General features: G+C 63.8%; 19 protein-coding genes, 2 tRNA genes and 1 pseudogene. 11 read left to right on the top strand and 11 right to left on the bottom strand.

What is annotated here, in order from left to right; translation table 11 throughout:
• Window positions 1-423: 423 nt before the first annotated feature.
• Window positions 424-1,422 carry an Acg family FMN-binding oxidoreductase gene (locus tag OB916_RS13730; protein ID WP_315909863.1) on the top strand — a complete coding sequence of 333 codons (999 nt, stop codon included), beginning with the start codon at window positions 424-426 and terminating at the stop codon, window positions 1,420-1,422.
• A 272-nt stretch (window positions 1,423-1,694) separates the two neighbouring features.
• Window positions 1,695-2,288 carry a histidine phosphatase family protein gene (locus OB916_RS13725; protein ID WP_315909862.1) on the top strand — a complete coding sequence of 198 codons (594 nt, stop codon included), beginning with the start codon at window positions 1,695-1,697 and terminating at the stop codon, window positions 2,286-2,288.
• A gap of 175 nt (window positions 2,289-2,463) precedes the next feature.
• On the opposite strand, the gene OB916_RS13720 is transcribed toward OB916_RS13725, so the two are convergent.
• Window positions 2,464-3,378 carry a serine/threonine-protein kinase RIO2 gene (locus OB916_RS13720; RefSeq protein WP_315909861.1) on the bottom strand — a complete coding sequence of 305 codons (915 nt, stop codon included), beginning with the start codon at window positions 3,376-3,378 and terminating at the stop codon, window positions 2,464-2,466.
• Between the two features lie 121 nt (window positions 3,379-3,499).
• Between OB916_RS13720 and OB916_RS13715 the strand changes: the two genes are divergently transcribed.
• Together OB916_RS13715 and OB916_RS13710 are read left to right on the top strand one after the other, a co-directional pair.
• Window positions 3,500-4,039 carry a DUF7097 family protein gene (locus OB916_RS13715; RefSeq protein WP_315909860.1) on the top strand — a complete coding sequence of 180 codons (540 nt, stop codon included), beginning with the start codon at window positions 3,500-3,502 and terminating at the stop codon, window positions 4,037-4,039.
• A 92-nt stretch (window positions 4,040-4,131) separates the two neighbouring features.
• Complete coding sequence (locus tag OB916_RS13710; RefSeq protein ID WP_315909859.1) at window positions 4,132-5,172, top strand: PAS domain-containing sensor histidine kinase; 1,041 nt, start codon at window positions 4,132-4,134, stop codon at window positions 5,170-5,172.
• A gap of 147 nt (window positions 5,173-5,319) precedes the next feature.
• On the opposite strand, the gene OB916_RS13705 is transcribed toward OB916_RS13710, so the two are convergent.
• Window positions 5,320-5,850 (bottom strand): hypothetical protein, encoded by a 531-nt coding sequence (locus OB916_RS13705; RefSeq protein WP_315909858.1) that lies wholly within the window; start codon window positions 5,848-5,850, stop codon window positions 5,320-5,322.
• A gap of 88 nt (window positions 5,851-5,938) precedes the next feature.
• Here OB916_RS13705 and OB916_RS13700 point away from each other — a divergent pair, with 88 nt between their 5' ends.
• Complete coding sequence (locus tag OB916_RS13700; RefSeq protein WP_315909857.1) at window positions 5,939-6,496, top strand: GMP synthase subunit A; 558 nt, start codon at window positions 5,939-5,941, stop codon at window positions 6,494-6,496.
• A gap of 87 nt (window positions 6,497-6,583) precedes the next feature.
• Window positions 6,584-8,449 carry a DUF2070 family protein gene (locus OB916_RS13695; protein WP_315909856.1) on the top strand — a complete coding sequence of 622 codons (1,866 nt, stop codon included), beginning with the start codon at window positions 6,584-6,586 and terminating at the stop codon, window positions 8,447-8,449.
• Window positions 8,450-8,595: 146 nt separating this feature from the next.
• Here the strand turns inward: OB916_RS13695 and OB916_RS13690 are convergent.
• Window positions 8,596-8,680 (bottom strand) — tRNA-Ser (locus OB916_RS13690).
• Between the two features lie 107 nt (window positions 8,681-8,787).
• Between OB916_RS13690 and OB916_RS13685 the strand changes: the two genes are divergently transcribed.
• Window positions 8,788-9,735: an AAA family ATPase gene (locus OB916_RS13685; protein ID WP_315909855.1), complete on the top strand. Its 948-nt coding sequence runs from the start codon at window positions 8,788-8,790 to the stop codon at window positions 9,733-9,735.
• A gap of 26 nt (window positions 9,736-9,761) precedes the next feature.
• Here OB916_RS13685 and OB916_RS13680 read toward each other — a convergent pair whose 3' ends face one another.
• The 4 genes from OB916_RS13680 to OB916_RS13665 form a co-directional block, all read right to left on the bottom strand.
• Window positions 9,762-10,244: a DUF7519 family protein gene (locus tag OB916_RS13680; RefSeq protein WP_315909854.1), complete on the bottom strand. Its 483-nt coding sequence runs from the start codon at window positions 10,242-10,244 to the stop codon at window positions 9,762-9,764.
• On the bottom strand, window positions 10,241-12,190 hold the full coding sequence (locus OB916_RS13675; protein ID WP_315909853.1) for a DUF58 domain-containing protein: 1,950 nt from the start codon (window positions 12,188-12,190) through the stop codon (window positions 10,241-10,243). Before OB916_RS13675 ends, OB916_RS13680 begins: the two co-directional genes overlap by 4 nt.
• 32 nt (window positions 12,191-12,222) lie before the next feature.
• Window positions 12,223-13,140 carry a DUF4129 domain-containing protein gene (locus OB916_RS13670; protein ID WP_315909852.1) on the bottom strand — a complete coding sequence of 306 codons (918 nt, stop codon included), beginning with the start codon at window positions 13,138-13,140 and terminating at the stop codon, window positions 12,223-12,225.
• Between the two features lie 832 nt (window positions 13,141-13,972).
• Window positions 13,973-14,046 (bottom strand) — tRNA-Tyr (locus tag OB916_RS13665).
• A 109-nt stretch (window positions 14,047-14,155) separates the two neighbouring features.
• Here OB916_RS13665 and OB916_RS13660 point away from each other — a divergent pair.
• From OB916_RS13660 to ftsZ, 4 genes are all read left to right on the top strand, one after another.
• Window positions 14,156-14,389, top strand: coding sequence for a hypothetical protein (locus tag OB916_RS13660; RefSeq protein ID WP_315909851.1), 234 nt, complete (start codon window positions 14,156-14,158; stop codon window positions 14,387-14,389).
• A 61-nt stretch (window positions 14,390-14,450) separates the two neighbouring features.
• Entirely contained in the window at window positions 14,451-15,011 is a 561-nt protein-coding gene (locus tag OB916_RS13655; protein WP_315909850.1) for a double zinc ribbon domain-containing protein, read from the top strand.
• A 227-nt stretch (window positions 15,012-15,238) separates the two neighbouring features.
• Window positions 15,239-15,427 (top strand): ribbon-helix-helix domain-containing protein, encoded by a 189-nt coding sequence (locus tag OB916_RS13650; protein WP_229111001.1) that lies wholly within the window; start codon window positions 15,239-15,241, stop codon window positions 15,425-15,427.
• Window positions 15,428-15,429: 2 nt separating this feature from the next.
• The gene (gene ftsZ, locus OB916_RS13645) at window positions 15,430-16,620 is read left to right on the top strand and encodes a cell division protein FtsZ (protein ID WP_315909849.1); all 1,191 of its coding nucleotides are present in this window, start codon (window positions 15,430-15,432) and stop codon (window positions 16,618-16,620) included.
• Between the two features lie 170 nt (window positions 16,621-16,790).
• Here the strand turns inward: ftsZ and ncsA are convergent, their stop codons facing one another.
• From ncsA to OB916_RS13625, 4 genes and pseudogenes are all read right to left on the bottom strand, one after another.
• On the bottom strand, window positions 16,791-17,756 hold the full coding sequence (gene ncsA, locus OB916_RS13640; RefSeq protein WP_315909848.1) for a tRNA 2-thiolation protein NcsA: 966 nt from the start codon (window positions 17,754-17,756) through the stop codon (window positions 16,791-16,793).
• An 81-nt stretch (window positions 17,757-17,837) separates the two neighbouring features.
• Window positions 17,838-19,001 (bottom strand): annotated as a pseudogene (locus tag OB916_RS13635) (5-(carboxyamino)imidazole ribonucleotide synthase); the annotation flags it as partial.
• Window positions 19,002-19,038: 37 nt separating this feature from the next.
• A complete protein-coding gene (locus tag OB916_RS13630; RefSeq protein WP_315909846.1) occupies window positions 19,039-21,108 on the bottom strand; it encodes a flippase activity-associated protein Agl23 in 2,070 nt (689 codons plus the stop codon).
• Window positions 21,109-21,157: 49 nt separating this feature from the next.
• Window positions 21,158-22,993 (bottom strand): flippase activity-associated protein Agl23, encoded by a 1,836-nt coding sequence (locus OB916_RS13625; RefSeq protein WP_315909845.1) that lies wholly within the window; start codon window positions 22,991-22,993, stop codon window positions 21,158-21,160.
• Between the last annotated feature and the right edge of the window lie 84 nt (window positions 22,994-23,077).

Genomic DNA, 23,077 nt, shown 5'->3' with positions numbered 1-23,077 from the left:
TTGTCGAACACGCGCGTGCACGACAGAAAGTCCGTAATCGGCATCATCTGTCCTTGCTACCGCCTACGTCACGCTCCTACTTCAACGTGCAAAGCTGAGATTGTCATATGCTTCCTTGACGTATTCGGAGAAATTCGTCCAGATGACTTTGTCTGGGAAAGGAGCGAATGCGGCAGTGAACTACCCCACCTTGCTCGCGCTGACGCACTCGCTGAGGCCGGGGGCTTAGCGCCTGCATTCAGCTAACATTCGCTGTTGGCTCTGTTGAAACCCTCAATCGGTGACAGGTTTTAGCAGCCGTGCTGAATACACAGCGCGAGTCTTGCACTGGAAAACTGTCAATCGATAACTGGCTGCGAGGACTTATACCCCCATAGATGAGTATAACGGTAGCTTGATTGGTCGGGTACGCGAATATATGTCATGGAGACCCACGACTTATCATCCGACGTTTGGGAGATCGATGCTGACAAGTTTCCGACCGAGGCACCTCTCACACAGCGTGCACGATTCCTTCTCCGGTATGCGGTTCTTGCCCCATCCAGCCACAACTCTCAACCGTGGGAGTTCGTCGTTGAAGATGGCAAAATCGAGGTCCACGCCGACGAGGCGCGGTGGCTGGACGCGGCTGACCAGGACAAACGGGAGTTACACATCAGTCTTGGATGTGCTGTCGAAAATCTCTGTATTGCCGCCGAACGGTTCGGAATCGGCTTCGATATAGCGTATCACGACGATTCACCGCCAGCCATCGTCACGCTTTACCCCGATAGGAACAGTTCATCCGGTTCTCACCCGGAATTGTTCGACCAAATCACGGAACGATCCACGAATCACCACCTCTTCCGAAACGAGCCACTCGGTGGTTCCATCCAAGAGAAATTACGAAATTGCGTCGCCGAGGATGCCGTTACATTGCATCTGATTGACGGTTCCGGGCGGAAAGAATCGGTCGCCGAACTACAGGCCGAAGCTGATCGACTCCAGATGGATGACCCAGAGTATCGCAAAGAGTTGGGAAACTGGATCGGGATAGGCGCGCTCGGAGATCCCTGGCTCAAAGCACGGATTGGGCAGGCGGTCGTCACCTACCTCGATATTGGAGACCGCGAAGCGAAGAAGAACTCAAAACTACTCCAGAGTGCGCCCGCCGTCGGCGTCCTCACGACCGAGTCGGATGCCCCGTCGGCAAGAGTCAAGACCGGTCAGATCTTCGAGCGCATGGCTCTCACTGCGACCGCCAAGGGGCTCGCCGTTCATCCGATGAGTCAGATTCTGGAACGCCCCGCGATGCGCGAGGAATTAGCGTCCCTGATTGATGGAGATGACAAATTACCGCTACACCTGTTCCGCCTTGGATACCCCCAAGAAGAGCAAGACCACACCCCTCGATGGCCGCTGGAGGCATTCCTCGTCGAATAGATGTAGCGTCAGTAAATCGTTCTACCTCATATAATGATTCAGATACGTTATCCAAGTGCTGCTGTATTGATCCTCTTTATCGGTCAACGCGATTTTGACAGGATTCGCGTAGGTGCCGAAGGCGCTGCTGCATACAGCGAGCGTATTTCACATGCCGTCTGAATTGTTAAACGCCGTAATGTCGGGCCTCGTAGTCCACGATCTTCTTCTTCCTGAACTATCTCTATTTCGTTCCCCCAACCTTTTGTATGAAATCGATAAACACGTCTTCAATGACGCAGGTGTTTCTGACCCGTCATGGAGAAACCAAGTACAATCACAGGGGTGTGGAGATGGGACAGTTGGATATACCGCTGTCAGATCACGGGCGCGAACAGGCACGTGATTTAGCGACACGGTTTCAACACGCTACAATTGACGCTATCTTCACCAGCCCGCTCCAACGGAGCAGGGAAACGGCTAAAATCCTCGCTGAACCGCACGGTATGGCCGTCACGTCTGGTGAGCGGTTGAAAGAACGGAGTTGCGGCGACATGGAAGGGGAGAAAACGGAGCGAATTGAAAAAATGTTGGTCGAAAATGACCGCAACTGGAGTGACTGGGAGCCTGACGGTGGTGAAACCCGTGCGCAAGCGGTTGCCCGGGCACGCCCGGTCCTGGAGGACATCTGTAATTCAAACCCCGACAGCCGTGTGGTCGTGGTGGCACACAGTGGTATTAACAAGGGGTTGCTCGCATCACTCATCTGTGAGGACGCAAGCTTTGGTCACCGAGTGAAGCAGGGACTGACATGCATAAACGAACTTGAGTATCAAGCCGATGGTACATGGCGTGTCCACACAATGAACGATACCGCACACCTGTAAACAACGCCTGCAAAGTATACGCTCTGTATTCAGCACGCACTTCATATCAGTTACTGAGGGTTTAAACAGAGCCGGCAATCTCTGATAGAGATCGATGCGCATTCTATGCTTTCCGTGAACGTTTGGGGCGGTATTCGCAGCGACACCGTTCGAATTCTATATAGCGAAAAACAGTTTATCGCTCGTCGAATCCGCGAATCGACTCGAACGCGTCCGATCGAATTGCACGGCTAATCCCCTCGATATCCGTCTGTTCACCCATCTGACCGGGATATTTCCGGCGGAAGTAGCCCACGATGTTCTCGACGTCGCGTTCGAGGAGTTCGTCGCTGTTCTCGTGCTCGGTAGGTACGGCCTGGGGCCAGTCGAAGATGGTGATCCCGTCGCTAGCGACGAAGACGTTGTACTCGCTGATGTCGGCGTGGACGTAGCCCTCCTGGTAGGCCGTCTGGATCTCCCGGAGGACCATCTCCAGGAGCGACCGGGCCTGCTCGGGATCGAGCCGCGCCTTCGAGAGCTCGACGCCGTCCATTCGCTCCATGACAACCGCGTGGCGGTTGTGATCGATCGGTTGTGGAACGCTCACGTCGGGGTACAGCGTTTCCAGTGCGTCGTACTCTCGCTCGGCGGCCTTGCGCGCGGTGTATTGCCAGGAGACGTGCTCGCGGTCGGCCGTGTATTCCCGTTCGCGCATCACCTCCCGGAAGTTAGTGTACCCTTCGCGGTGAAACTTCAGCGCCAGCGGCCGGTAGGATTGGGCCTCGTAGACGTCGCTCTCCTTGCCGACCCCGAGCGGTGCGCCGACGCCCTCGATCGTCTCTCGTTCCGCGAAGGTGTGCAACGCCAGCGCGTCGTAGCCCTCGAACGTGAGCGTGTACCCCTCGTACTGGATGGTCTTTCGCTCGATCAGCTCCCGGTCCATGCAGCGGTCGAGTCGGTACTCGACGTTTTCGGCTGTCAGTCGCGAGAACTCCGGAATCTTCTCGCGCTGCACCCACTCCGAAAAGCGCATCCCCTGCTCGATCCCCGAGAGGAGATAGAAGTCCTCGGGTTCGAGTTCTGCCATCACTGGCGCGACGTTCTGGACCATGTGTCGGTCCTACTCGCTTGAGAGCTAAAAGACCGACGTGTAGTGTGTTAAAGTGTATTTCGCTATATCGAATCGGATCGAGCCCCGACAGTCTCAACTCCGTCCCGTCCAACGACCAGATATGGAGAAAGCGCCGGGCGGCTCCCCTGTCGGGGTGGACGATCCATACGGACACGCCGAGCGGTGCGATCACGTCACCGACGAGGGGAAGTGCCGGTGGGCTGTCGAAAACGGATATCACGACCCGGAGTTCGCCGACGCCCGTAGCGTCGACGATTTCCGATGCCTCGCGGCCGATCCGGACGGCGACTGGGGATGGCGGGACTGTCCGCACTTCCGTTCGCTCACCGACGGCAAGGAGTGCATTCGCTGCGGCCTCGAAGAACGGCGGCTCGCCCACGACGACGTCCGGCCGCTGCTGGAGGAACATCACCTGTCGTATGCTGTCGAGTCCGCGCAGGGGGAGGGGCGGCCGAGCCACGAGATCACCGTCTCACTCTGTCGGTGGTGTCACGCCAAGGTCCACAATTCCTGGGCGCGGATCGACGACGACGCCAGTCCCGATCCGGACGCCATCGCCGAGGCAGAGACGCGCAAGGGACAGGAACTCGACGAACTGGCTTTCGAGTCTGCCGCTGAGCGGTTCGATCCCGGTGAGTAGTCCCCGTTCGCGACTCTGGATATACCTATAGAGACGTGTATATCTCTATTATTAACGGTAATACTAGACAGGTCCGAACGGACTAGCCTGGTATGGGACTCAGAAAGGCAACGAAGCTGTCGTCTGTGTACGATACACTCCACGTCGGGATCGCCTTGTACGACCCAGAAACCGGAACTATTCTCGACGCAAACGACCACTTGGAAACTCTCACTGGATACGCTTCCGAGGAGTTGCGTCGGCTTTCCGTCTCAGCTTATACGGCGAACACGTACCCTCACTCTGAGGCCAAGTTCAAGAGCCGCCTGCGGACGTGTCTTGCTGACGGTCCGATACAATTCACCTGGCGAATGAAACGCGCGGACGGCGAACTCATCTGGGTACAGGTGCATCTCTCACCGCAGACGGTCCCTGGAGGCGACGCTGTCCGTGTGGAGGTGCGGGATATCACGGACTACTACGAAACGCACCACCGGGCCGAGCTGTTCTGGCGGATGCTTCGACATAACTTGCGAAACGAAGCGACGATCATCGGTGGGCACGTCGACCGGATCGAAGCAAGCGCCGAGGCGGAATCTGTACGAGACGTCCTCGCGACCGTTCGATCCCGAGTAGAACGTCTCGGTCGTATGGCGGAATCAGTCAGCGAAATCGAACAGGCAGTCTCCCAAACCGACACACAGCGTATCCGGCGACACGTAACGGAAGCCGTTCGAGACACTGTCGAACGAGTTACGGCCGCGTACCCTGCTGCGAACGTCACCGTGACCGAACGCAAGGAGATGTGGATCCATGCCGACGACGCGTTCATGCACGCGCTCACGCACGCACTCGAGAACGCGATCGTCCACAGCGACGCGTCCGAACCGGTCGTCGAGGTAACCGTCGGTCCGTCGCCCAATACCGGCCGGGTCGAAATCCGCATCGTCGACTCGAACTCTCCGATCCCCGACAACGAAATCGACGCGCTTTCGGGCCCTGCTGACATCCAGGACACGTCTCACGGATCCGGCGTCGGCCTGTTCGTAATGAAGTGGTGTATCGAATCGCTCGGCGGTGAGATCAAATTCGACCGATCCGATTCCCGCGGGAACACCGTCTACTTCTACCTCCCTCCAAAGTCACCGCCGTGAAAGCGAATTCACAGGTGTGCGCATCGACGGTATCGCGATCCTCAGGATCCCGCCCGGCGTCCCTCGATCCAGGAACGAAGCGGAGTAGCATCGCGATCTCACCGCCCGATCGGATGTCGCCGTGCGAGCGAGAGGCAATGCAGACCGTCAGAGGTATCGGCTGACAATACTGACGACCCGGTTTCGTAACCCGGATTCGCCTTCCACGGTCCCATCTGCGCTGACGACGTATTCGGTGCCGTACTTCTCGACGTGGAGTTCGGCCGTGTCCGCATCGAGCGTGACCTCGAAGCCGTTCTCTTCGAGTCGCTCTTGAATGACTTCGAATTCGTCGGGGATTTCGACCGCGTCCGCCTCGCCGGCGTCATCCTCGGCTTCGACAAGCCGTCCCTCGGGGAACCCGTAGCACGGGACGTCGCGCTCGCGAGCGCCGTCGAGTAACTCCGCCGGGGGCGACTCTTCCCAGTCGGGCCACGCCGCTTCGAGCTGGTCGAGAAAGCTGATCAGGACCAGTTGCTCGTCGTCCGGATAGTCGGGGTTCGATTCCGCCGTCGTGTAGGCTTCGCCGTCGGCTTCGTACTCCCAGTCGGCGATCGTCCTGTCCTCGGGTCGCCAGACGATCACTGCCTCGTCCGGGTCGTCGTCTTCGCGGTCGAGCACCCGGGTCCCTTCGTGCATCGTCCCTGTTTCGGTGTCTCACATACTTTGTCTTTTCCGTCGATCGTTTTCCGCGAGTATTTACATCCCAGCCGTGTACCCTCGCGCAATGACCCGTATCGACGTCGTGGACAACCACGGCCAGTTCACGCACCTGGAACAGCGCGCGCTTCGCGACATAGGGGTCGACGTCGAGCTGATCGACAACACGACCCCGCCCGAAGAGGTCGACGCCGACGGGCTCGTCCTCTCCGGCGGCCCCGACATCGACCGCATCGGCAACTCCCCGGAGTATCTCGATCTGGATATCCCCGTCCTCGGGATCTGTCTCGGGATGCAACTCATCGCCGACGCACGCGGTGGGACGGTCAGTGAGGGCGAGTACGGCGGCTACGCCGACGTGACCGTCGAGATCGACGACGAGACCGATCCGCTCGTGGGATCGCTCGCACCCGAAACGCGAGTGTGGGCCAGCCACGCCGACGAGGTCACGGAGGTCCCCGACGGGTTCGTCCGGACGGCCCACAGCGACGTCTGCGGCGTCGAGGCCATGTCTAATACCGACGAACACCTCTACGGCGTCCAGTGGCATCCCGAGGTCGCCCACACCGAAGAAGGCGAAGAAGTCTTCGAGAACTTCCGAACGCTCTGTGAACAGCGCGAGTAGCGTCGACATCTGGTGTGGCGCGACTGTCGATTGTCTCTCCAGGATCGAACGCATGTTTTAACCCGCCCCCAGTCGGGCTTCCGATAGATGACGGCCACGCAGGGTAACCTGGCGGCACTGTCGCGGTTCGTCTTCCGGACGCCGCGGTGGTACACAACGCTGACATTCGCACTGGCGATCGCGGCCGTGAGCGGCGTCGCCGCCTTCGATTCGGCGTTCGTGCTGGACGACGCCTGGCAGGGCGTGTTCTTCGTCGGCTTGCCGACCGTCGTCGCGAGCCTGCTGACCGCTCCGCTGGATCGCCGACTCGGCGGACGGCTCACGTACAGCCACGCCTCGCTTTTGGCGCTGTTCAGCGAACTGCTGGTCATCGGAGTCCTGACCGCGGCCGCCGTCGTCGCGCTACTGACGCCGCTGGGTCAGCCGTTCGTCTTCGACGCACTGCTGCTGGCGCTGGCCGCGATCTTCGCCGTCCGACTGCTGGTCGTGCTTGCCGTCTCCCGCCACCGACTGGCGCTCGCCGCGCTGCCCGCGAGCATTCAAACCGTCGTCGCGGCGGCACTGCTGGTCATCTATACCGGCACCCTCCGGTCCGTCGAGGCGGGTGGGCCGCTGATCGATCGGCTGTTCTCGCGAGCGAACCAGGCCGACCTTCCGATAGTTTTCCATCCGCAGGATCTGCTCTTGCTGGCGTTGATGTGTCTCGTCTATGCCGGTGCAGTCTGGCTGTTTCTGGTCGTGATCGACCGGCCCTGGCGACGCAGCCTCGGTGTCAGCGCGCTCGGGTTCGTCAGCGGATTCATGGGCCATCTCGCCGAGGGCACGCGCGAACTCGAGAACTTCTTCGAGGAGATCGGCGAAACCGCGGTCGTCCCCGTGTCCGTCCTCTCGTTTCGCCGGCTCGGGACGACCGACGAGCGGACGGAGAAGGCCAGGTTCGTCCTGCCGATGATCCATCCCGGGCCGATGGGTGACATCGGTGGTGGCAACCTCCCGGTGCGGATCGACGAACACACGGACGGACTCGCCTTTCCGCCACACGCCACCGCCGGCCACGATTTCAACCTCGTCACCGAACGCGAGGTCGGGACGCTCGTCGACGCCGCGGAACGCGCTCGCGAGCGGATCGAGTACAGCCCTACGGCCACGCCCGGCTCGCGACTCGACGCCGGCGAGGCGACGCTGACGGGTCACGGCTTCGACAGCGGGGCTTTCGTCGCGGGCACGTTCGCCCCGGGATACGCCGACGACGTCGAGTTCGGCGTCGGACTCTCGGCGATGGCCGCGGCCCGAGATGGCCACTTCGAGGACGTCATGCTCGCGGACGCACACAACTGCAACGACGGGCTGACCGGCCCGGATCTGGGCCACGTCGTCCCCGGAAGCAAACGGGCGTTCGATCTGATCGACGGGACCGAACGGCTCGCCGCCCGGCTGGCCGACGCGCCGGAATCCTCGCTCGAACTCGGAACGGCACACGACCCCACGCCCTGGGGCCTCGAGGACGGGATCGGCTCGCTGGGGATCCGCGTGGCGCTGCTCCGGGTCGACGACCACACGACTGGATACGTACTGATCGACGGCAACAACATGGTCCCCGGCCTGCGCCAACGGATTCTCGAGAGTGTCGACGGCGTCGACCTGCTGGAAGTGCTCACCACGGACACCCACGCGGTCAACACCATCGACGCCGAGAACCCGGTCGGCGGTTCGATCCCCGAGGACGAACTGGTGGCGCTGATCGACGACCTCCTCGAACGGGCTCGCGACGACATCGAACCGGTCGAGGCCGGAATGGCGACCGAACGGGCCGAAGTCACGGTCTTCGGCAACGACCGCACCGAGATGCTGGCCAGCACCGCCAACGCCGTCGTCTCGCTCGGTGCGCCGCTGGCCGGCGCGTTCATCGTCGCCGTCCTCGCGATCAGCGTGCTGCTGTTCTTCCTGGCGTGAGGTGTAGACGTCACTCTCGGACGGGTTGTCCACCGTAGAAGCGCTGAGGGACGATTCGAACTACGCCTGGATCTCGCTTCGCTGTGCACACCTGGTCTATTTCAGATCTCGACAGCGTTCATACTATATGAATTGTAATGCAAAAACGCCGAGGGGGAGATTTGAACTCCCGAGTCCTCTCGGACACCTGCTCTCGAGGCAGGCGCCTTGGCCGGGCTAGGCTACCTCGGCTCATCAGTTCGTACCCGCGAGGGACTTGTATCCGTTTCGATCCACGCCCGGACTGGCAACGACTCGCATTCGACACGCTGAAGGAACGGGCCCGAAACAACGGGCGTATGGACGTTGCTGAAGCCAGCGCCGCCTGCGACTCTTTGCTCGGCGAGATAGAGGGTGCAGTCATCACCGACCGAGAGTTCCTCGAGACGGTTCTCCTGGGTGTGGTGGGTCGCGGACACGTCCTGCTGGAAGACGTTCCCGGAACCGGAAAGACCCTGACGGCCCGGAGCTTCGCGACGGCGCTCGGACTGTCATTCTCGCGCATTCAGTTCACGCCCGACCTGCTGCCTGCCGACGTGACGGGGACCCACGTCTTCAACGAGCGCGACGGCACCTTCGAGTTCAGCGAGGGGCCGATCTTCGCCAACGTCGTCCTCGCCGACGAGATCAACCGAGCGCCACCGAAGACCCAGTCTGCGCTGCTGGAAGCGATGGAAGAGGGGCAGGTCACAGTCGACGGTGAGACCCACGAACTGCCGGATCCGTTCTTCGTGATGGCGACGCAGAACCCCGTCGAGATGGAAGGGACCTTCGAACTGCCCGAGGCGCAGGTCGATCGCTTTGCGGTCAAGACCGCGATGGGCTATCCCGACCAGGACGGCGAGTTCGAACTCCTGCGACGCCGCGCCGGTCGCACCGAGCAGAGTCCGTCCGTCGAGACGGTCCTCGATCCCGAATCGGTTCAGGACCTTCGGCTGACGCCCGAGTCGGTCACCGTCGAGGAGGACGTGCTGGAGTACATGGCGCGGCTGTGTCGCCAGACCCGTGAACACCGCCACGTCGAAGTGGGCGTCTCGCCCCGCGGGACACAGCGGCTGTTCGAGATCGCCCGTGCTCGCGCAACGATCGCCGGCCGGGAGTTCGTCACACCGGACGACGTCAAACGCGTCGCACAGCCGGCGCTCGCTCACCGGCTCGTACTCACGCCGGACGCGCGCGTTGAGGACATCCGCAAGTCCGTAGTGATCGATTCCGTCCTCGACAGCGTCGCGGTTCCGACGGTCTGATTGTCGGGCCACCGCGCCGAGGCGATTCACCGTCCGAGCGAAAGCACAACCAGCACCGTCCCGAATACGAGCAGCGACAGCGCGATCCCGGGTTGCCCGCCGCTGGCCAGCAGGAAGACGCTGTATCCGGCGATGGCGACGGTGAGCGTGACTGCACTCACGGCCCCGGCGTGGACGACCTCGGCGCGGCCGCTCGCTCCGGTTCGGAGCTGTCCGGCCATCGAGATAGCGTTCTCGCCGACGTCCCAGGCCAGCACCGTCCCGACCATCGCCACTAGCACCGCCACCGGCGCACCGTCCTGGAGGCCCGCCAGCATGACGCCGACAAACAGAAGCGCAACCCCGACAGCGAGTACCGGCCGCGAGGTGCGATAGACGCCGAGGATCGCCACCGGCACCCCGGCGAGTGCCGCGACGCTCCCGCCCAGCAACGCGCCGGCGGCGGCCACCAGCCCGGCCAGCCCCGTCAGGACGAGTCCCGCACGCGAGGGCACTCGCTCGACTGTCACCGCGACCACCGCCGTTGTGCTCGGTCGACCGCGATCGAAAGCGGTTCGTCTCGCCGCCAGTCGATCACCCGCACGTCGGCGTCCCTGAGTCGGGACAGCCGGAGTCGCCGCTCCAGATGGGCGACCGTCCGCCCGGGCGTGTCCGTCGCCGTCGCGTCCGGCGAGACGACGGTCATCGGGTACCCGTAGGCGTGCAGCCGGCGCGCAATCGAGACGGCCGCGTCGTCGGCGAGCGGCGAGAACAGCACCAGCTGTGCGTGTTTCGGCAGTCGCTTGCGGAGCCGTCGCATTGCGAGCAGCGTATAGAAGTTCCCGTCTCCGCCCTCGGTGAAGGCAGGGTCCGTCGCCAACAGTCGCCTGGCGAGCGCCCAGTGGCCGTGCCCCGCACCGGGCGGGAGCCAGCAGTCCTCGGCTGCGAGCGCGCCGAGCCCGACCCGGTCGTCCCTGTCGAGCCGGCTGCGAAACACTTCGGCGACGGCGCCGAGGCTGCGCTCGATCGCGTTCGGTGCGTCGCGTTCGGGCGCGACGAACGCCTCGCCCCGGGCGTCAAGCAACAGGACGACCGTCGCGGCGTGCTCCTCGCGAAACTGCATGGTCGCCGGCTCGCCGCCGCGCGCAACCCGGTTCCAGTCGATCCGCTTCAGCGGATCGCCCGGCCGGTACTCCCGAACGGAATGAAACTCCAGCCCGCTGCCGCCGACGTCAGTGACGACTCGGCCGACGTCGCGGCTCGTCTGTGCGCGGACCGGGACCGAGAGATCGCTCGTCGGTTTCGGCTCACAGCGGATCGACGATTCGCCGCTCGTTTCGGCACGTTCGACCCGCTCGACGCTCCCGATGACGTCCCGGGCGATCAACAGCGGCTCCTCGAATGCGTGCTCGCCCCGCTCGGCTTCGACCACGTACGCGAACCGTGCCGACGCTCCGGGGCGGAGTGCCATCCCGTGACGCGGCGATCCATCCACGACGTTCAGCCCCGGCGGCACACCGTCGAGATAGCGGAGGTCGGACACCATCCTGTCGCCGACGTTCGAGACGGTAACCGTCACGCGGACCTGCTCGTCCGGGTCCGGTTCGGCGTCGTCGAGTTCGCGCTCGATTTCGAGCTGTGGGGCCGGCGTCGGGCCGACGTATCTCAGCGCGATCGGGCCGAGTCCGACCACGCCGGCGAGCACTACAAGGCCGGCGTCCAGGAGGACGCCCGTCCCGACTGCGAACAACGTCAGGCCGGTCACGATCCGCAAGCGGTCGGTCTCGCTGATTTGCCGTTGGACGTCGCTGAGCCGCCCGACCCATCCTTCGTCGATCTCCGATCGTGCACCCGAATCATCGGGGTCGGTCCACTCACGACCGTCGACGCCCAGTCGGCTCGCCACGGCGTCGATCGCGTGGCGGGCCTGTACCACGAGCGGATGCTGTCGCGTGGCGCGCATGCGGATCCGATCGCTGGCCGAGAAGGGGCTGCTCGACTGGAAAAACCCCGTCGCGGCGCTGTCGTCCGTCCACGCTCCCGACTCCACGACCTCCTCCCGGTCGGACTCCGGGACGCCAGTTCTCGACAGGACGTCTTCGAGCACTGCGCGCAGGCGCTCGCGTACCGCACCGATGCGCTTGTAGCGGCCCAGCGCCCCCTCCGCGGTCGTTCCAGCGAGGTCGGCGTCGATCGACGTCCCCGGCACGGTGACTGTCGACCGGTACTCGACCAGCGGCGGGTCGAGTTCCCCCTGCTCGCCGCGGAGGTAGTTGACGCCGAGCCCCAGTGCCGCCCCGACTCCGAGTATCGCCATCAGATACTCCACGACGACTATCGGATCGAACGTCGGCGCCAGCTCCGGATCGAGAACGAAGACGATCGCAATCGTGACGGCGAGCGCGCCGAGTCCGACCAGGACGAGCGTCGCCCCGGACAGGTCTATCTCGTCCGTCTCCGACAGACGATCACTCATCCGGCTGCCCTCCTGCCGCGTTCGCGATGTGGTCACTCATTCGGGTCCTCCTCTGCGTATGCTTGCTGTATGCGCCGCAACGCATCCTGTGCCCGCTGCTCGCGCTCCAGTGTCGGCTCTGCGTCGCCGTACCGGACTTCCTCAAACAGCCGCGTCAACTCCCGGACGTCCTCGCGGGACATCCCGGCTTCGACAGCGACGTCAGCGAACTCTTCGGGCGTCGTCGTTCGCGGGCTCCGAACGTCCAGCGCGTCGGTCATCTCTCGCCAGGCCCGGTAGATCGCGTTTTCGAGATCCGTGTCCGCGTCGAGCCGGTCGGCGGCTCTCCCGGCCGCCTCTCCGACGGCCTGGACCGACGACGGCTCTTCGGACTCGTCTCCCTCCGCTTCGACTCCAATATCGCTGTCACTGCCGGAATACCGGTAGATCGCACCGACGAGGACGAGCATCACAAGCCCGAACGCGCCGAGCACGCTCGGCGGTACGTCGGTGCGTTGCTGTGGCGATTCGGTCGGCGTTCGGCCCCCCTCACCAGCTCCGTCACGGTCCGATTCGTTGGGTGCCGGGGGACCGTCCCCGCCCGGTGCCGGGACCGTGTCCATGAGCAGCGACAACGTGAGGAGACTCGCGAGGGCGATGACTGCGATCACGAGGACGCCGATCGCGGCCCGGCGGGCGGTGAGTCCCCGCACGACTATGTAGAGTGTGACGAGCGCCGCAACGCTGAAGAGGAGTACCCCAAGAGACACGAAAAGATCCTCGTTTCCGCTGCTGCCCGTAGCCGAAGACGATGATTGCTGGCTCTCTCCCCCGCCCGAGTCTCCCGGATCGTCCCCGAGGCCAGTCCCTGGCGCGGAACTCGACGGCGTCGAGACCGTCGCTGCCGCGATCGCGAGACCGGCGACGCTCAGGACGACGACCACCACGGCGATGAACTGGCTGCGATTCACTCCCAGGGTCTTCGACCCCTCCCGTTTTCGATTTGTCGGTCCGTCCTCGTCACCGCGCTCGAACGAGTCACGCCGTTCGGTTCCGGTACTGTTTCGCGTGGACGCGTCTGCAGGTCCCAGACAGGGGATATCTGATCCGGAGTGGTGCAGTTCCCGCGAGCGTCACACCTCTGTCCGACAAGTGTAAGAAAACACATAGATGTTTCCGGGATTACTATCATTTTGCGCATGTTTATTGCTGAAACTCCTGTCAAATTTAGCACCCTAACCGCACGACGTATGGCTAATCACTCGCCATCTGGTTCGACCCGTAATACTCACTCGTCGACCCACTTCGCCGCTCGAATGTCGTAGCCACCGCACTCCGGACAGGAGTGGTACTGGACCGAGAGATCAGCCCCGCAGGACATACATCGATATGGATGCGGCTCGCTGTCGCCTCTGGCAAGCCGCGCCGCACGATCGAGGACACCCATCGCGACCCTTCATCTGGACACACGCGCCACAGCGATAAAAAAGGAGCCGACTGTTTATGGCCGCCACGTCTGCCGATTCTTCGCCATAACTGTCCTGTGACGTCCGACCCCAGATAGCCCCGGAGAGACTTCTCACCGCTCACGTCGTTCGCAGGCGAATGCTCGCGGCTTCGCCGCTCGCTTTTCCGAGACTCTCACGCCGTTCGAGTCTCGTAGTCCGCCCTCCCCGATTTGAACTCGCCGAGACAGTCCGGGCGTGCGACCTCGCTCCGCTCGGCCGTTCCGGGCTGTGACTCGTCTGCTCGAATCGGAGAGTGATACACTTGTCAGTCGACGCATTGCGTCGACAGAACAAGTCCGCCCTCCCCGATTTGAACGGGAGACAAGTCGATCTACAGTCGACTGCTCTACCAGTCTGAGCTAAGGGCGGTCGCACCTGAACGTAGTCCGCCTGGGAGACTTAAGGATTATTATTCGGGCCGGGGACGGCGGAGCCTTGACGCCAATCGTTATACGGTTGTGACGAGAAAATATACCTGATGAAGGCGCTCGAGTCGTGTCGATACTGCGGCGAGAAACTCGCCCTAGGCGGTCGTTCTCTCAGCTGCGACGAATGCGAGACGGGCTTTCACCTCGACTGTGCCGACCGAGCTGACGAACTCACTATCGACGTCAACTCTCGACTGCTTCGCTCGGACACCTACGAGATCGAATGTCCCGAGTGTGGACACCGCTGGGCACTCGGTTTCGAACCTGACGAGTGGATCGAATGACGCCCGTCAGACGCTCGGGAAGATTGAAATAGTTTGGCTGACAACGTGTATGACGAGTCGGATGAGCAAGATCACGTTCCGTGCGGACGAAGACCTCATCGCCCAACTCGAGGAGTTCGACGCCTCCAAGAGCGAGATCATGCGTGAGGCGTTGCGCACGTATCTCGACGAGACGTCGGCCGAACCGTCCGTCGAATCTCCGCGATCGGACTCCGTGTCTGATGAGACAGACAGCCTCGACGAACTCGTCGCCGAACGCGTCGACGCGCTCGTCGCCGAACGCCTCGAACGGACGTTTACGCCCCGTCAGCCCCAGGATATCAACGTCAACATCTCTGTCGACGGGGCCGACGCCGACACGGAACCAGAGGCGTCACACACGGAGGCGACTCGCGACGATTCCGAGCGTAAGACAGACGCTTCCGACGGCGACGACCAGCGTAACACGTGCGCACAATGCGGCGAAACCCTGTCGCCGTCTGACGTTTACTGCCCGAACTGCGGAGAGAAAGCGTCCCACCGGGTCTTCTGTGAGTGCGGCGACGAACTCCGCTCAGACTGGGCGTTCTGCCCCAGCTGCGGGCGACGCACCCCCGCTGCCGACGTGCTCGACAACTCGTAAAACTCCGAAAACGAATGGTAAACGGCCTGTGATCGCGTAAACGCAGAAGTGTCATACGCTAACCCTAACCTTTATTATCCCTTGGTCTGTGGTACTTGTTGCGTAAGACGGTCGTCTTACATAGCGGGCGCGACTTCGGCCATCGCGCCGCTGTCGTGCGGTTCCGCTGTGTAAACGCAGCGTGGACGCGAGTTCACCACCGTCTTACCCAAAGGGGAACGACAAACATGGAGCGTGTGACACTACGGATCCCGAAACAGCAGATCGAGGAAGTCGAGCGAATGGTCGAGACGGGGGAGTACCCCAACCGGAGTGAGGCGATCCGGTCGGCCGTCCGCGAGATGATCAACGAAGAGGGCACCGAGAAGGAGCGCCCCTCTGAAAAACGTAAGCGCCGGACCTGGGCGAAGGTGTAACGATGCAGGACATCGTCAAAGAGGCCCTCGAACACGAGGAAGCCGAGCAGCGATCGATCGACGACGCGGACGGAAGCGAGTTCGGCGACCCGCGGATCGTCATCGTCGGCTGTGGCGGCGCGGGCAACAACACGGTCAACCGGCTCTATAACATCGGCGTCGACGGCGCCGACACCATCGCGCTGAACACCGACAAGCAGCACCTGCAGATGATCGAGGCCGACACGAAGATCCTGGTCGGCAAATCCCTGACCAACGGGCTCGGTGCTGGTGGCGACCCTGGGATGGGCGAACGCGCCACCGAGATGGCCCAGGGCACGATCAAGGAGATCCTCGGCGACGCGGATCTCGTGTTCGTGACCGCCGGAATGGGCGGTGGCACGGGAACCGGTGCGGCTCCCGTCGTCTCGAAAATCGCCAAAGAGCAGGGCGCGATCGTCGTCGGCATGGTGTCGACGCCGTTCAACGTCGAGCGCGCTCGAACCGTCAAAGCCGAGGAAGGTCTGGAGAACCTTCGCAACGAGGCCGACTCGATCATCGTCCTCGACAACAACCGTCTGCTGGATTACGTGCCGAACCTTCCCATCGGGAAGGCCTTCTCGGTGATGGACCAGATCATCGCCGAGACAGTGAAGGGCATCTCCGAGACCATCACGCAGCCGTCGCTGATCAACCTGGACTACGCGGACATGACCGCGATCATGAACCAGGGCGGCGTCGCCGTGATGTTGGTCGGGGAGACCCAGGATAAAAACAAGACAGACGAGGTCGTCAAAGACGCGATGAACCATCCGCTGCTCGACGTCGACTATCGCGGCGCCAGCGGCGGTCTGGTCCACATCACCGGCGGCCCCGACCTCACTCTCAAGGAAGCCGAGGGAATCGCCGAGAAAATCACCGACCGTCTCGAAGCGAGTGCCAACGTCATCTGGGGCGCCCGGATCCAGGAAGAGTACAAGGGCAAGGTGCGAGTCATGGCGATCATGACCGGCGTCCAGAGCGCCCAGGTGCTCGGTCCGACGACCCAGAAGCAGGCCGATAAGTCACGACAGGCTATCAGTGACCCCGAGGAGATCGACTTCGACGCGAGCCGGAACGTCGAGAGCAGCTCGGCCGGCTTCGGCGAGACCGACGGTGGTCGCAGCAACCTCGAGCGAAACAACGGTCTGGACGTCGTCCGAACCGACGACTGATCCGTCCCGACCGCGACGCGTGCGGTCGGTTCGGAATCGATCGACGACAACGACGTCGGCGCGTGCACACGCCGTCCATCAAGGGGTGGTACGGCGTGCCGGTTCCGCTTTTTCGAACGACGGTCTCCGCTCTTTCCCAGCGACTGTACCAGTTCCGATTTTTCGAACGACTACTCCGGCTCTTCCAGTGCCTCGACCAGCGCGCACTTCCGACAGATGTCTCGTGCGGTCGGCGCGCCACAGCGCTCGCACTCGCCGTAGCTCTGGCGACCACCGCCGTAGGCGTCGGCGGCCAGCGCGGCGAGCTCCTCGTAGCCGGACATGATCGAGTGGCGCGTCCCGGGATGGTCCTCTTCGAGATCGAGCATCAGTCGCTGAATCTCACCGCGGAAGGCCTCCTCGGCGTGGGGGCATTCGGTGATGTGTGCCGGCAGGTCTTCGAGCTGTGCGTACAGCGCGACTTCTTTCTCCGGGACGTCCCGAAGTGGCTTCGCGCGCGGAACGTGATGGTCCTGTTCGGTTCGCTCGTCCAGCGGGCCGAGGCTGGCGTCGAAGTGTTTTGCGATCTGCTCGACGTCGCCCTCGAGGAAGTTCATCAGCGCGGTCTCGGCCTCGTCGTCGAGGTTGTGACCGGTCAGCATGAGGTCGGCGTCGAACGCCTCGGCGTACCGCGACAGGAGGTCCCGACGGAACACCCCACAGTACGCACAGGGGGCCATGTTCTCGGGGTCGTCCTCGGCGACGTCGTCCATCCGCACGCCGAACTCCTCGGCGTAGCTAACCGTCTCGTGTCGGATGTCCAGCGAAGCGGTCAACGCTTCGCAGGCGTCCAGACTCTTGTCTCGATAGCCCTCGATCCCCTCGTGGATGGAGAGCGCGACCAGCTCGATCCGCGGGTCCATCGCGAAGGTATCGTGTAAGATCTGCGTGAGGACGACGCTGTCTTTCCCGCCGGAGAGGCCGATCACCCACGTCGCCGGATCCTCGGGTGTGGCGTCGTCGGGCACGAGTCCGTCCTCCCGGATTCGTCGCCGAACCCGCTTTTCGACGCTCCGGGTGAAATGATCCGCACAGAGATGGAGCCCGGAGTAGGCGGCGTGCATCACCGCCTCGGCGCTGCACTTGTCACACTGCATCTGGCCGTCCTTGCCGATACGGTCGTATGACGGTTTCGGCTTCGGAACCCCTGTTTCGGCTCGGGGAGCCCTCCGAGCGGTTCACTCCGCCGCGTCGTCGAACGTCAACTCATCCCGGACGGCACGCGTCGCTTCGAGCAATTCCGTCGGATCGGCGCCGTCAGCTCCGGTCCGGGTGAGATGGCCCATCTTCCGGAGTTCGTACACCTCGTCTTTGCCGTAGTAGTGGAGGTGACAGCCGTCGGCCTCCAGGGCGCGATCGACGTTGTACAGCGTCGCTTTCTGCCGTCCGACGTCACCCAGGATGTTCGCCGACACTGTCGGACACCGCCGTTCGGTCGAGCCCAGCGGCCAGCCCAGGACGGCTCGGACGTGCTGCTCGAACTGGGAAGTCACACACCCCTCGATCGTCCAGTGACCCGAGTTGTGTGGTCGCGGGGCGATCTCGTTAAGCAGGATGTCCCCGTCGGAACCTTCGAAGAGTTCGATCCCGTAGACGCCGCGTCCCGACATCTCCGCGAGCACGTCGTGGGCGATCCCCTCGGCGCGCTCGATCGTCCCCTCGTCGGTGCGAGCGGGCGCGACCGTCTCCCGGAGGATCTCCTCGCGGTGGATCGTCTCGGTGACGGGGAACGTGTCGATCTCGCCGTCGCCTTTGACGCCCATGATCGCGAGTTCGCGCTCGTAGTCGACGAACCCCTCGACCATCGCGGGGCCGGCAACCTGCTCCAGTGCGGGTTCGACGTCGCTTGCGTCCTCGATGGCGACGTTGCCCCGCCCGTCGTAGCCACCCATCCGCGCTTTGAGCATGAGCGGATACCCCAGCTCTTCGGCTGCCTCGTAGACGTCGGCTGCCTTCTCGACGGCACGAAACGGCGGGACGGGAACCCCGGCTGCCTCCATCCGTCGCTTCTGGACGAGTTTGTCTTCGATCAGCGATAGCGTCTCCGGGTTGGGATGGACGGGCGTGTTGGTCTCCTCGCTGACCGCCTGCAGCAGTTCGGGATCGACGAGTTCGATCTCGAAGGTCAGCACGTCCACGCGTTCGGCGAGTCGCCGGAACGTCTCCCGGTCGTCGAATCCGCCGACGAGTTGCTCGCGAGCGACCGGTGCGGCCGGGGCGTCCTCGGTCGGGTCGGAGACGGCCACCTCGACGCCGAGCGGCGCCGCGGCTTCGGCGAGCATCCGCCCGAGCTGGCCAGCTCCGACGACCCCCAGTGTCGGGCCTGGAAGCGTCGTCATGTACTCGCGGCTATCCCTCGGGTCGCTAAAAGCGTTGTCTTCACTGCTTCAGTGCCGACGGGTCGATCAGGATCGCCGTCTCGGTGCCGTGCGTGCGGAGTTCGTAGACGGTGTACTCGTAGCCGTCGATCCCCTCGAGTTGCTGGGTGAGGACGGGAACCGATCGCTCGCGCGTGATGATAACCGGTGGCGGATCTCCGCTGACTGGTCCGAGTTCGGTCGAGGTCTGAATGCAGGTCACGTCCGCGCCGGCGGCGTGGAGATACCAGGGCAGCGGGAGCCCGTCGAACCACTGTGAGGTACCCATGCAGGCGGGGAAGAAGTACTCGCTCTCGCCGTTCCCGACGAAATAATTGCCGAACAGGAGGACGTCCGTCCCGTCGTTTTCGGCAGCGATCCGATCGATGGCCTGGAGGTCGTAGCGCATGTCGCCGGCCGGCTGGCCGTACTGGATCAGGTCGTTCTCCTCGGCGTCGGTGTCGTGGACGTACGCCGCGCCAACCGCCGTCGCGACGACGTGTCCGAAGACGACCACGAGCAACAGCGCGACGAGAACGGGCGTGACTGCGTCACGGTCGGTCGCGGCGTTGCGGCCCCAGCGGTAGAACGCTCCCAGCCCTGCGGCTGCGGGAATCGTCAACACGACGGCCGGGTGGGCGGCGTTCCACGGCCCGAAGATATCGAGCCCCAGCGGGTAGCCGATCACCGACGCGACGCCGGCGTAGGTGCCGAACAGGACTAGGTTCCGCGAGCTCTCGCGGCCGTAGCGCTCGTAGAGGAACCCGAGCCCCGCGAACAGCAGCGTCGGCAACGCGTGGCGTTTCAGGACGTCGAAGTACTGCGGTGCGAACTCCAGGTATCGATCCAGCAGCGACGAGTCCTCTCCGCTCGAGAGTGCCTTGTCCGACCACGTCGGATACTCGCTGTACCAGTAGTCCCAGGTGTTCTCGACGAGGTCCGGAAAGACGAGCGGGTTCGATATCGCGTCCCCGAGCGTGACCGATCCCACTGCCGACCCCGAGACTGGGTAGTGGTCGACGGCCGCTCCCCGGGGCGCGAACGTGAACAGCCAGACCCCGCCCAGCAGGACCGCGGCTCCGACGACGTGGAGCGGGAGCCCACCCAGCAGCGACACCGTCACGACTACGAGACGGCGAACCGCCCACGCGACCGTTCTATAGAGGGCTCCGATCGGGTTCCGAAGGGGCCTCGGGAGCACCGCGACGGCCGACGAGACGGCGCGTCGAACCCGACTCGCGAACGACGCGACTACTGCCACGCCGCTCGCAGCCCTGGCCGCGAGCCCCGAAAGCGGCCGAGCGGCTGCGTCCGGGAGCCGATCGACCACTGCCCGGAGACGGGCGCGTCCGCTCGCCACGATGGGACGCACGTCGGTTCCCGGACGAATTCCGGCCCGCACCGAGCCGATCTGTCGCCGGAGCAACGCGGCCCCGCTGGGATCCGTCCGCGGCCGGAACAGCGCGGTATCGAGCAGCAGCGCGCCGGCACCGAGCCACGTCAGCACGTAGATGAGTGCGTTCTCCTTGGAGGCGATCCCGAATCCGAGAAAGAGCGCGGCGGGGTAGAGATACCGGCCGTCACGGGTGTCGTAGGTCCGGACGAGAAAGCCCAGCGCCGTGAGCATGAACGCGGCGACCAGCACGTCACTGCGGAGAAAGCGAGAGTAGTACAGCAGGATCGGGTTCAGCGCCAGCAGCAGTGCCAGAAACACCGTCTCGTGGTCCCGGAGGTGTTCCCGAAACAGCAGCGCCGACAGCGGCAGGAAGCCCCCGACCAGCGCGACCGGAAGCCGCGCGTAGAAGTCAGTCGGGCCGAACAGCGCGAACAGCGGCCGAGTCGCGTGGTGGACGAACGGCCCGTGGATGATCGACCGGTAGACGAACGCGCCGGTCTCCTCGTAGCGGAGGATCCAGTAGGCGACCCGTGCCTCGTCCCAGTGCGCCGTCCGATAGCCGAGCCAGAACAGCCGCGCCAGGAGTGCCGCGATCGCGATCGCGACCACTGCGAAGACGAGCGGATCACGACCGCGGAGCGCTCCCGCCACCCGCGCACGGAAAGAGGGCTTCGACACGTTCCGACCCGCGTCCATACCGCCACCCTGTTCGGCCGGGGATATATGGGTTGCCGTCGCCGACCGATCACTTCCGGACGTAGACCTGGATCGTCGGCGTCGCCCCCTCGCGATACCGCAGGCTGAACGTTCCACGGTCCTCGTAGTTATCTTCCAGCCAGGCGGTCGGGACGCTGTCGTCGCCCAGCCGGGTGATCACGACTGGCGGCCGATCCTGTTCGACGCGCTCGCGCAATCCGGCCGGCTCTCTGGCGCAACTCGCGTTCGTACCTGTCGATGCCAGATACCATTGCATCGGGAGGAACTTCCCGAAGTCGGTACAGACGGGTCGGACGTTCCAGGCTCGCCCGGAGTGGACGGGTCCGACGATCGACGCGTCCTCGCTGGCGTTGCCGTAGACCAGCACGTCGGGGTTCTCACCCGGCGCTGCCGCCTGTAATTCTTCGACGACCGGGTCGAGATCATCGTAGGGCTGGCCGAACTGGACGAGGTCGTTGCTCTCGTGGGAGGGGTTGAGATAGACGTGCGTCGCCCCGCTCCAGGCCACCGTCGCGACGACCATCACGAGGATCAGCGCTGTCAGGCCGACGTCGATCGGTTCGTCTTCCTGGTAGGCCTCTCTCCCCCAGCGATAGATCGTCGCGAGGCCGACGGCGGCCGGGATCGACAGCGGCAGCAGGACGTGGACGTTGTTCCACTTCCAGCCTCCGCCGATCGACAGTCCGAGCGGGTAGCCCACGATCGACGCCGCGCCGGCGTAGAACAGGAAGAACACCAGCACGCGCCCCTCGGCGACGGCGTAGCGCTCGCGGACGAACCCGGCTATCGCGAAGAACACAAGCGGGGCCGACGTGCCGATCAGTCCGTCTCTGAGGGCGCCACCCAGCCGATCCTGGTAGTCCTCGAAGGTCAACCCGCCGGTCTTGCCACCCCAGGCGAGGTATTCGCCGCGGAACTGCTCGACGGTCGCATCGAGCAGTGGCCCCCACTTCGTCGGGTCGCTCATCGCCTCGCCCAGCCCGACGGTCTCCGCCTCGCTGGCCCCGGTGAGCAACCCTTCGAGCCCGTCCCCGCGCGGCGCGAACATGAACAGCCAGACGAGCGCGAACACCGCCAGTGCTCCGAGGGCGTGCAACGCGTACACGCCCACGCGCTTTCGCGTGTCTAGCTGGGTCTTCGCCCGCCGGGCGTACAGGCGACCGGTCGTCGCCAGCGCTCCAAGCCGATCGATCCCGGTCCGGTTCGACCCCGGTCGGTCGAGTGCCCGATCGGCCACGAGCACGCCCGCGCCGAGCCAGGTGAGGAGGTACAGCAGCGAGTTCTCCTTCGAGGCGACCGCGAGTGCGAGACAGAGCGCCGCGCCGTAGAGATATCGCACTCGTCGCCGTTCGAGTAGCCGGACGATCATTCCGAGCGCGACGAAGGCGAAGGCTCCGACCAGGACGTCGCTGCGCATGAACCGCGAGTAGTACAGCAACACGGGGTTGAACGCCAGGAACAGCGAGAGCGCAACGGTCTCTGCGTCCCGGAGGTGATCCCGGAACAACAGTGCAGCGAGCGGCAACAGCCCGCCGATCAGCGCCACGGGAAGCCGCATCACGAAGTCGTTCGGACCGAGCAGCCCGAACAGCCAGCGATCGACGTGCTGGATGAAGGGGCCGTGGACGATCGACCGATACGCGAAGTGACCCTCTTCCTGGGCATACAGCGCCCAGTATGCGACACGGGCCTCGTCCCAGTGCGCCGGGCGTGCGCCGAGCGCGATCAGGCGAGCGGCCAGCGCGAGGAGGGCGACGACTGCGACGCCGAGGAGGACGGTGTCGTACTCGCGAAGACGGGCGACGACCGGGTGTGGGGTCGGTGACGAAGACGGGACGCGTGCGTCCGGCGGGGCGTCGGACATGCCCGGATGCGTGGCGCGAGCGGATAGAAGTCTTCCGATCCCGACGACAGTCGTCCCCGAAGTGGAACGGTACATCTTTCACCG

Origin of the sequence: Halapricum hydrolyticum (genome assembly GCF_025517535.1) — an archaeon.
In the GTDB taxonomy this organism is placed as follows: Archaea; Halobacteriota; Halobacteria; order Halobacteriales; family Haloarculaceae; genus Halapricum; species Halapricum hydrolyticum.
This window is presented reverse-complemented; position numbering and strand designations above follow the sequence as displayed.

Bases quoted from the DNA above. Each gene is read 5' to 3' on its own strand.
- OB916_RS13685 (WP_315909855.1), top strand. From the start codon at position 8,788: ATGGACGTTGCTGAAGCCAGCGCCGCCTGCGACTCTTTGCTCGGCGAG.
- OB916_RS13715 (WP_315909860.1), top strand. From the start codon at position 3,500: ATGGAGAAAGCGCCGGGCGGCTCCCCTGTCGGGGTGGACGATCCATAC.
- OB916_RS13700 (WP_315909857.1), top strand. From the start codon at position 5,939: ATGACCCGTATCGACGTCGTGGACAACCACGGCCAGTTCACGCACCTG.
- OB916_RS13630 (WP_315909846.1), bottom strand. From the start codon at position 21,108: ATGGACGCGGGTCGGAACGTGTCGAAGCCCTCTTTCCGTGCGCGGGTG.
- OB916_RS13725 (WP_315909862.1), top strand. From the start codon at position 1,695: ATGACGCAGGTGTTTCTGACCCGTCATGGAGAAACCAAGTACAATCAC.
- OB916_RS13660 (WP_315909851.1), top strand. From the start codon at position 14,156: ATGAAGGCGCTCGAGTCGTGTCGATACTGCGGCGAGAAACTCGCCCTA.
- OB916_RS13625 (WP_315909845.1), bottom strand. From the start codon at position 22,993: ATGTCCGACGCCCCGCCGGACGCACGCGTCCCGTCTTCGTCACCGACC.
- OB916_RS13695 (WP_315909856.1), top strand. From the start codon at position 6,584: ATGACGGCCACGCAGGGTAACCTGGCGGCACTGTCGCGGTTCGTCTTC.
- OB916_RS13655 (WP_315909850.1), top strand. From the start codon at position 14,451: ATGAGCAAGATCACGTTCCGTGCGGACGAAGACCTCATCGCCCAACTC.
- ncsA (WP_315909848.1), bottom strand. From the start codon at position 17,756: ATGCAGTGTGACAAGTGCAGCGCCGAGGCGGTGATGCACGCCGCCTAC.
- OB916_RS13650 (WP_229111001.1), top strand. From the start codon at position 15,239: ATGGAGCGTGTGACACTACGGATCCCGAAACAGCAGATCGAGGAAGTC.
- OB916_RS13710 (WP_315909859.1), top strand. From the start codon at position 4,132: ATGGGACTCAGAAAGGCAACGAAGCTGTCGTCTGTGTACGATACACTC.
- OB916_RS13730 (WP_315909863.1), top strand. From the start codon at position 424: ATGGAGACCCACGACTTATCATCCGACGTTTGGGAGATCGATGCTGAC.
- OB916_RS13675 (WP_315909853.1), bottom strand. From the start codon at position 12,190: ATGAGTGATCGTCTGTCGGAGACGGACGAGATAGACCTGTCCGGGGCG.
- OB916_RS13720 (WP_315909861.1), bottom strand. From the start codon at position 3,378: ATGGTCCAGAACGTCGCGCCAGTGATGGCAGAACTCGAACCCGAGGAC.
- OB916_RS13705 (WP_315909858.1), bottom strand. From the start codon at position 5,850: ATGCACGAAGGGACCCGGGTGCTCGACCGCGAAGACGACGACCCGGAC.
- ftsZ (WP_315909849.1), top strand. From the start codon at position 15,430: ATGCAGGACATCGTCAAAGAGGCCCTCGAACACGAGGAAGCCGAGCAG.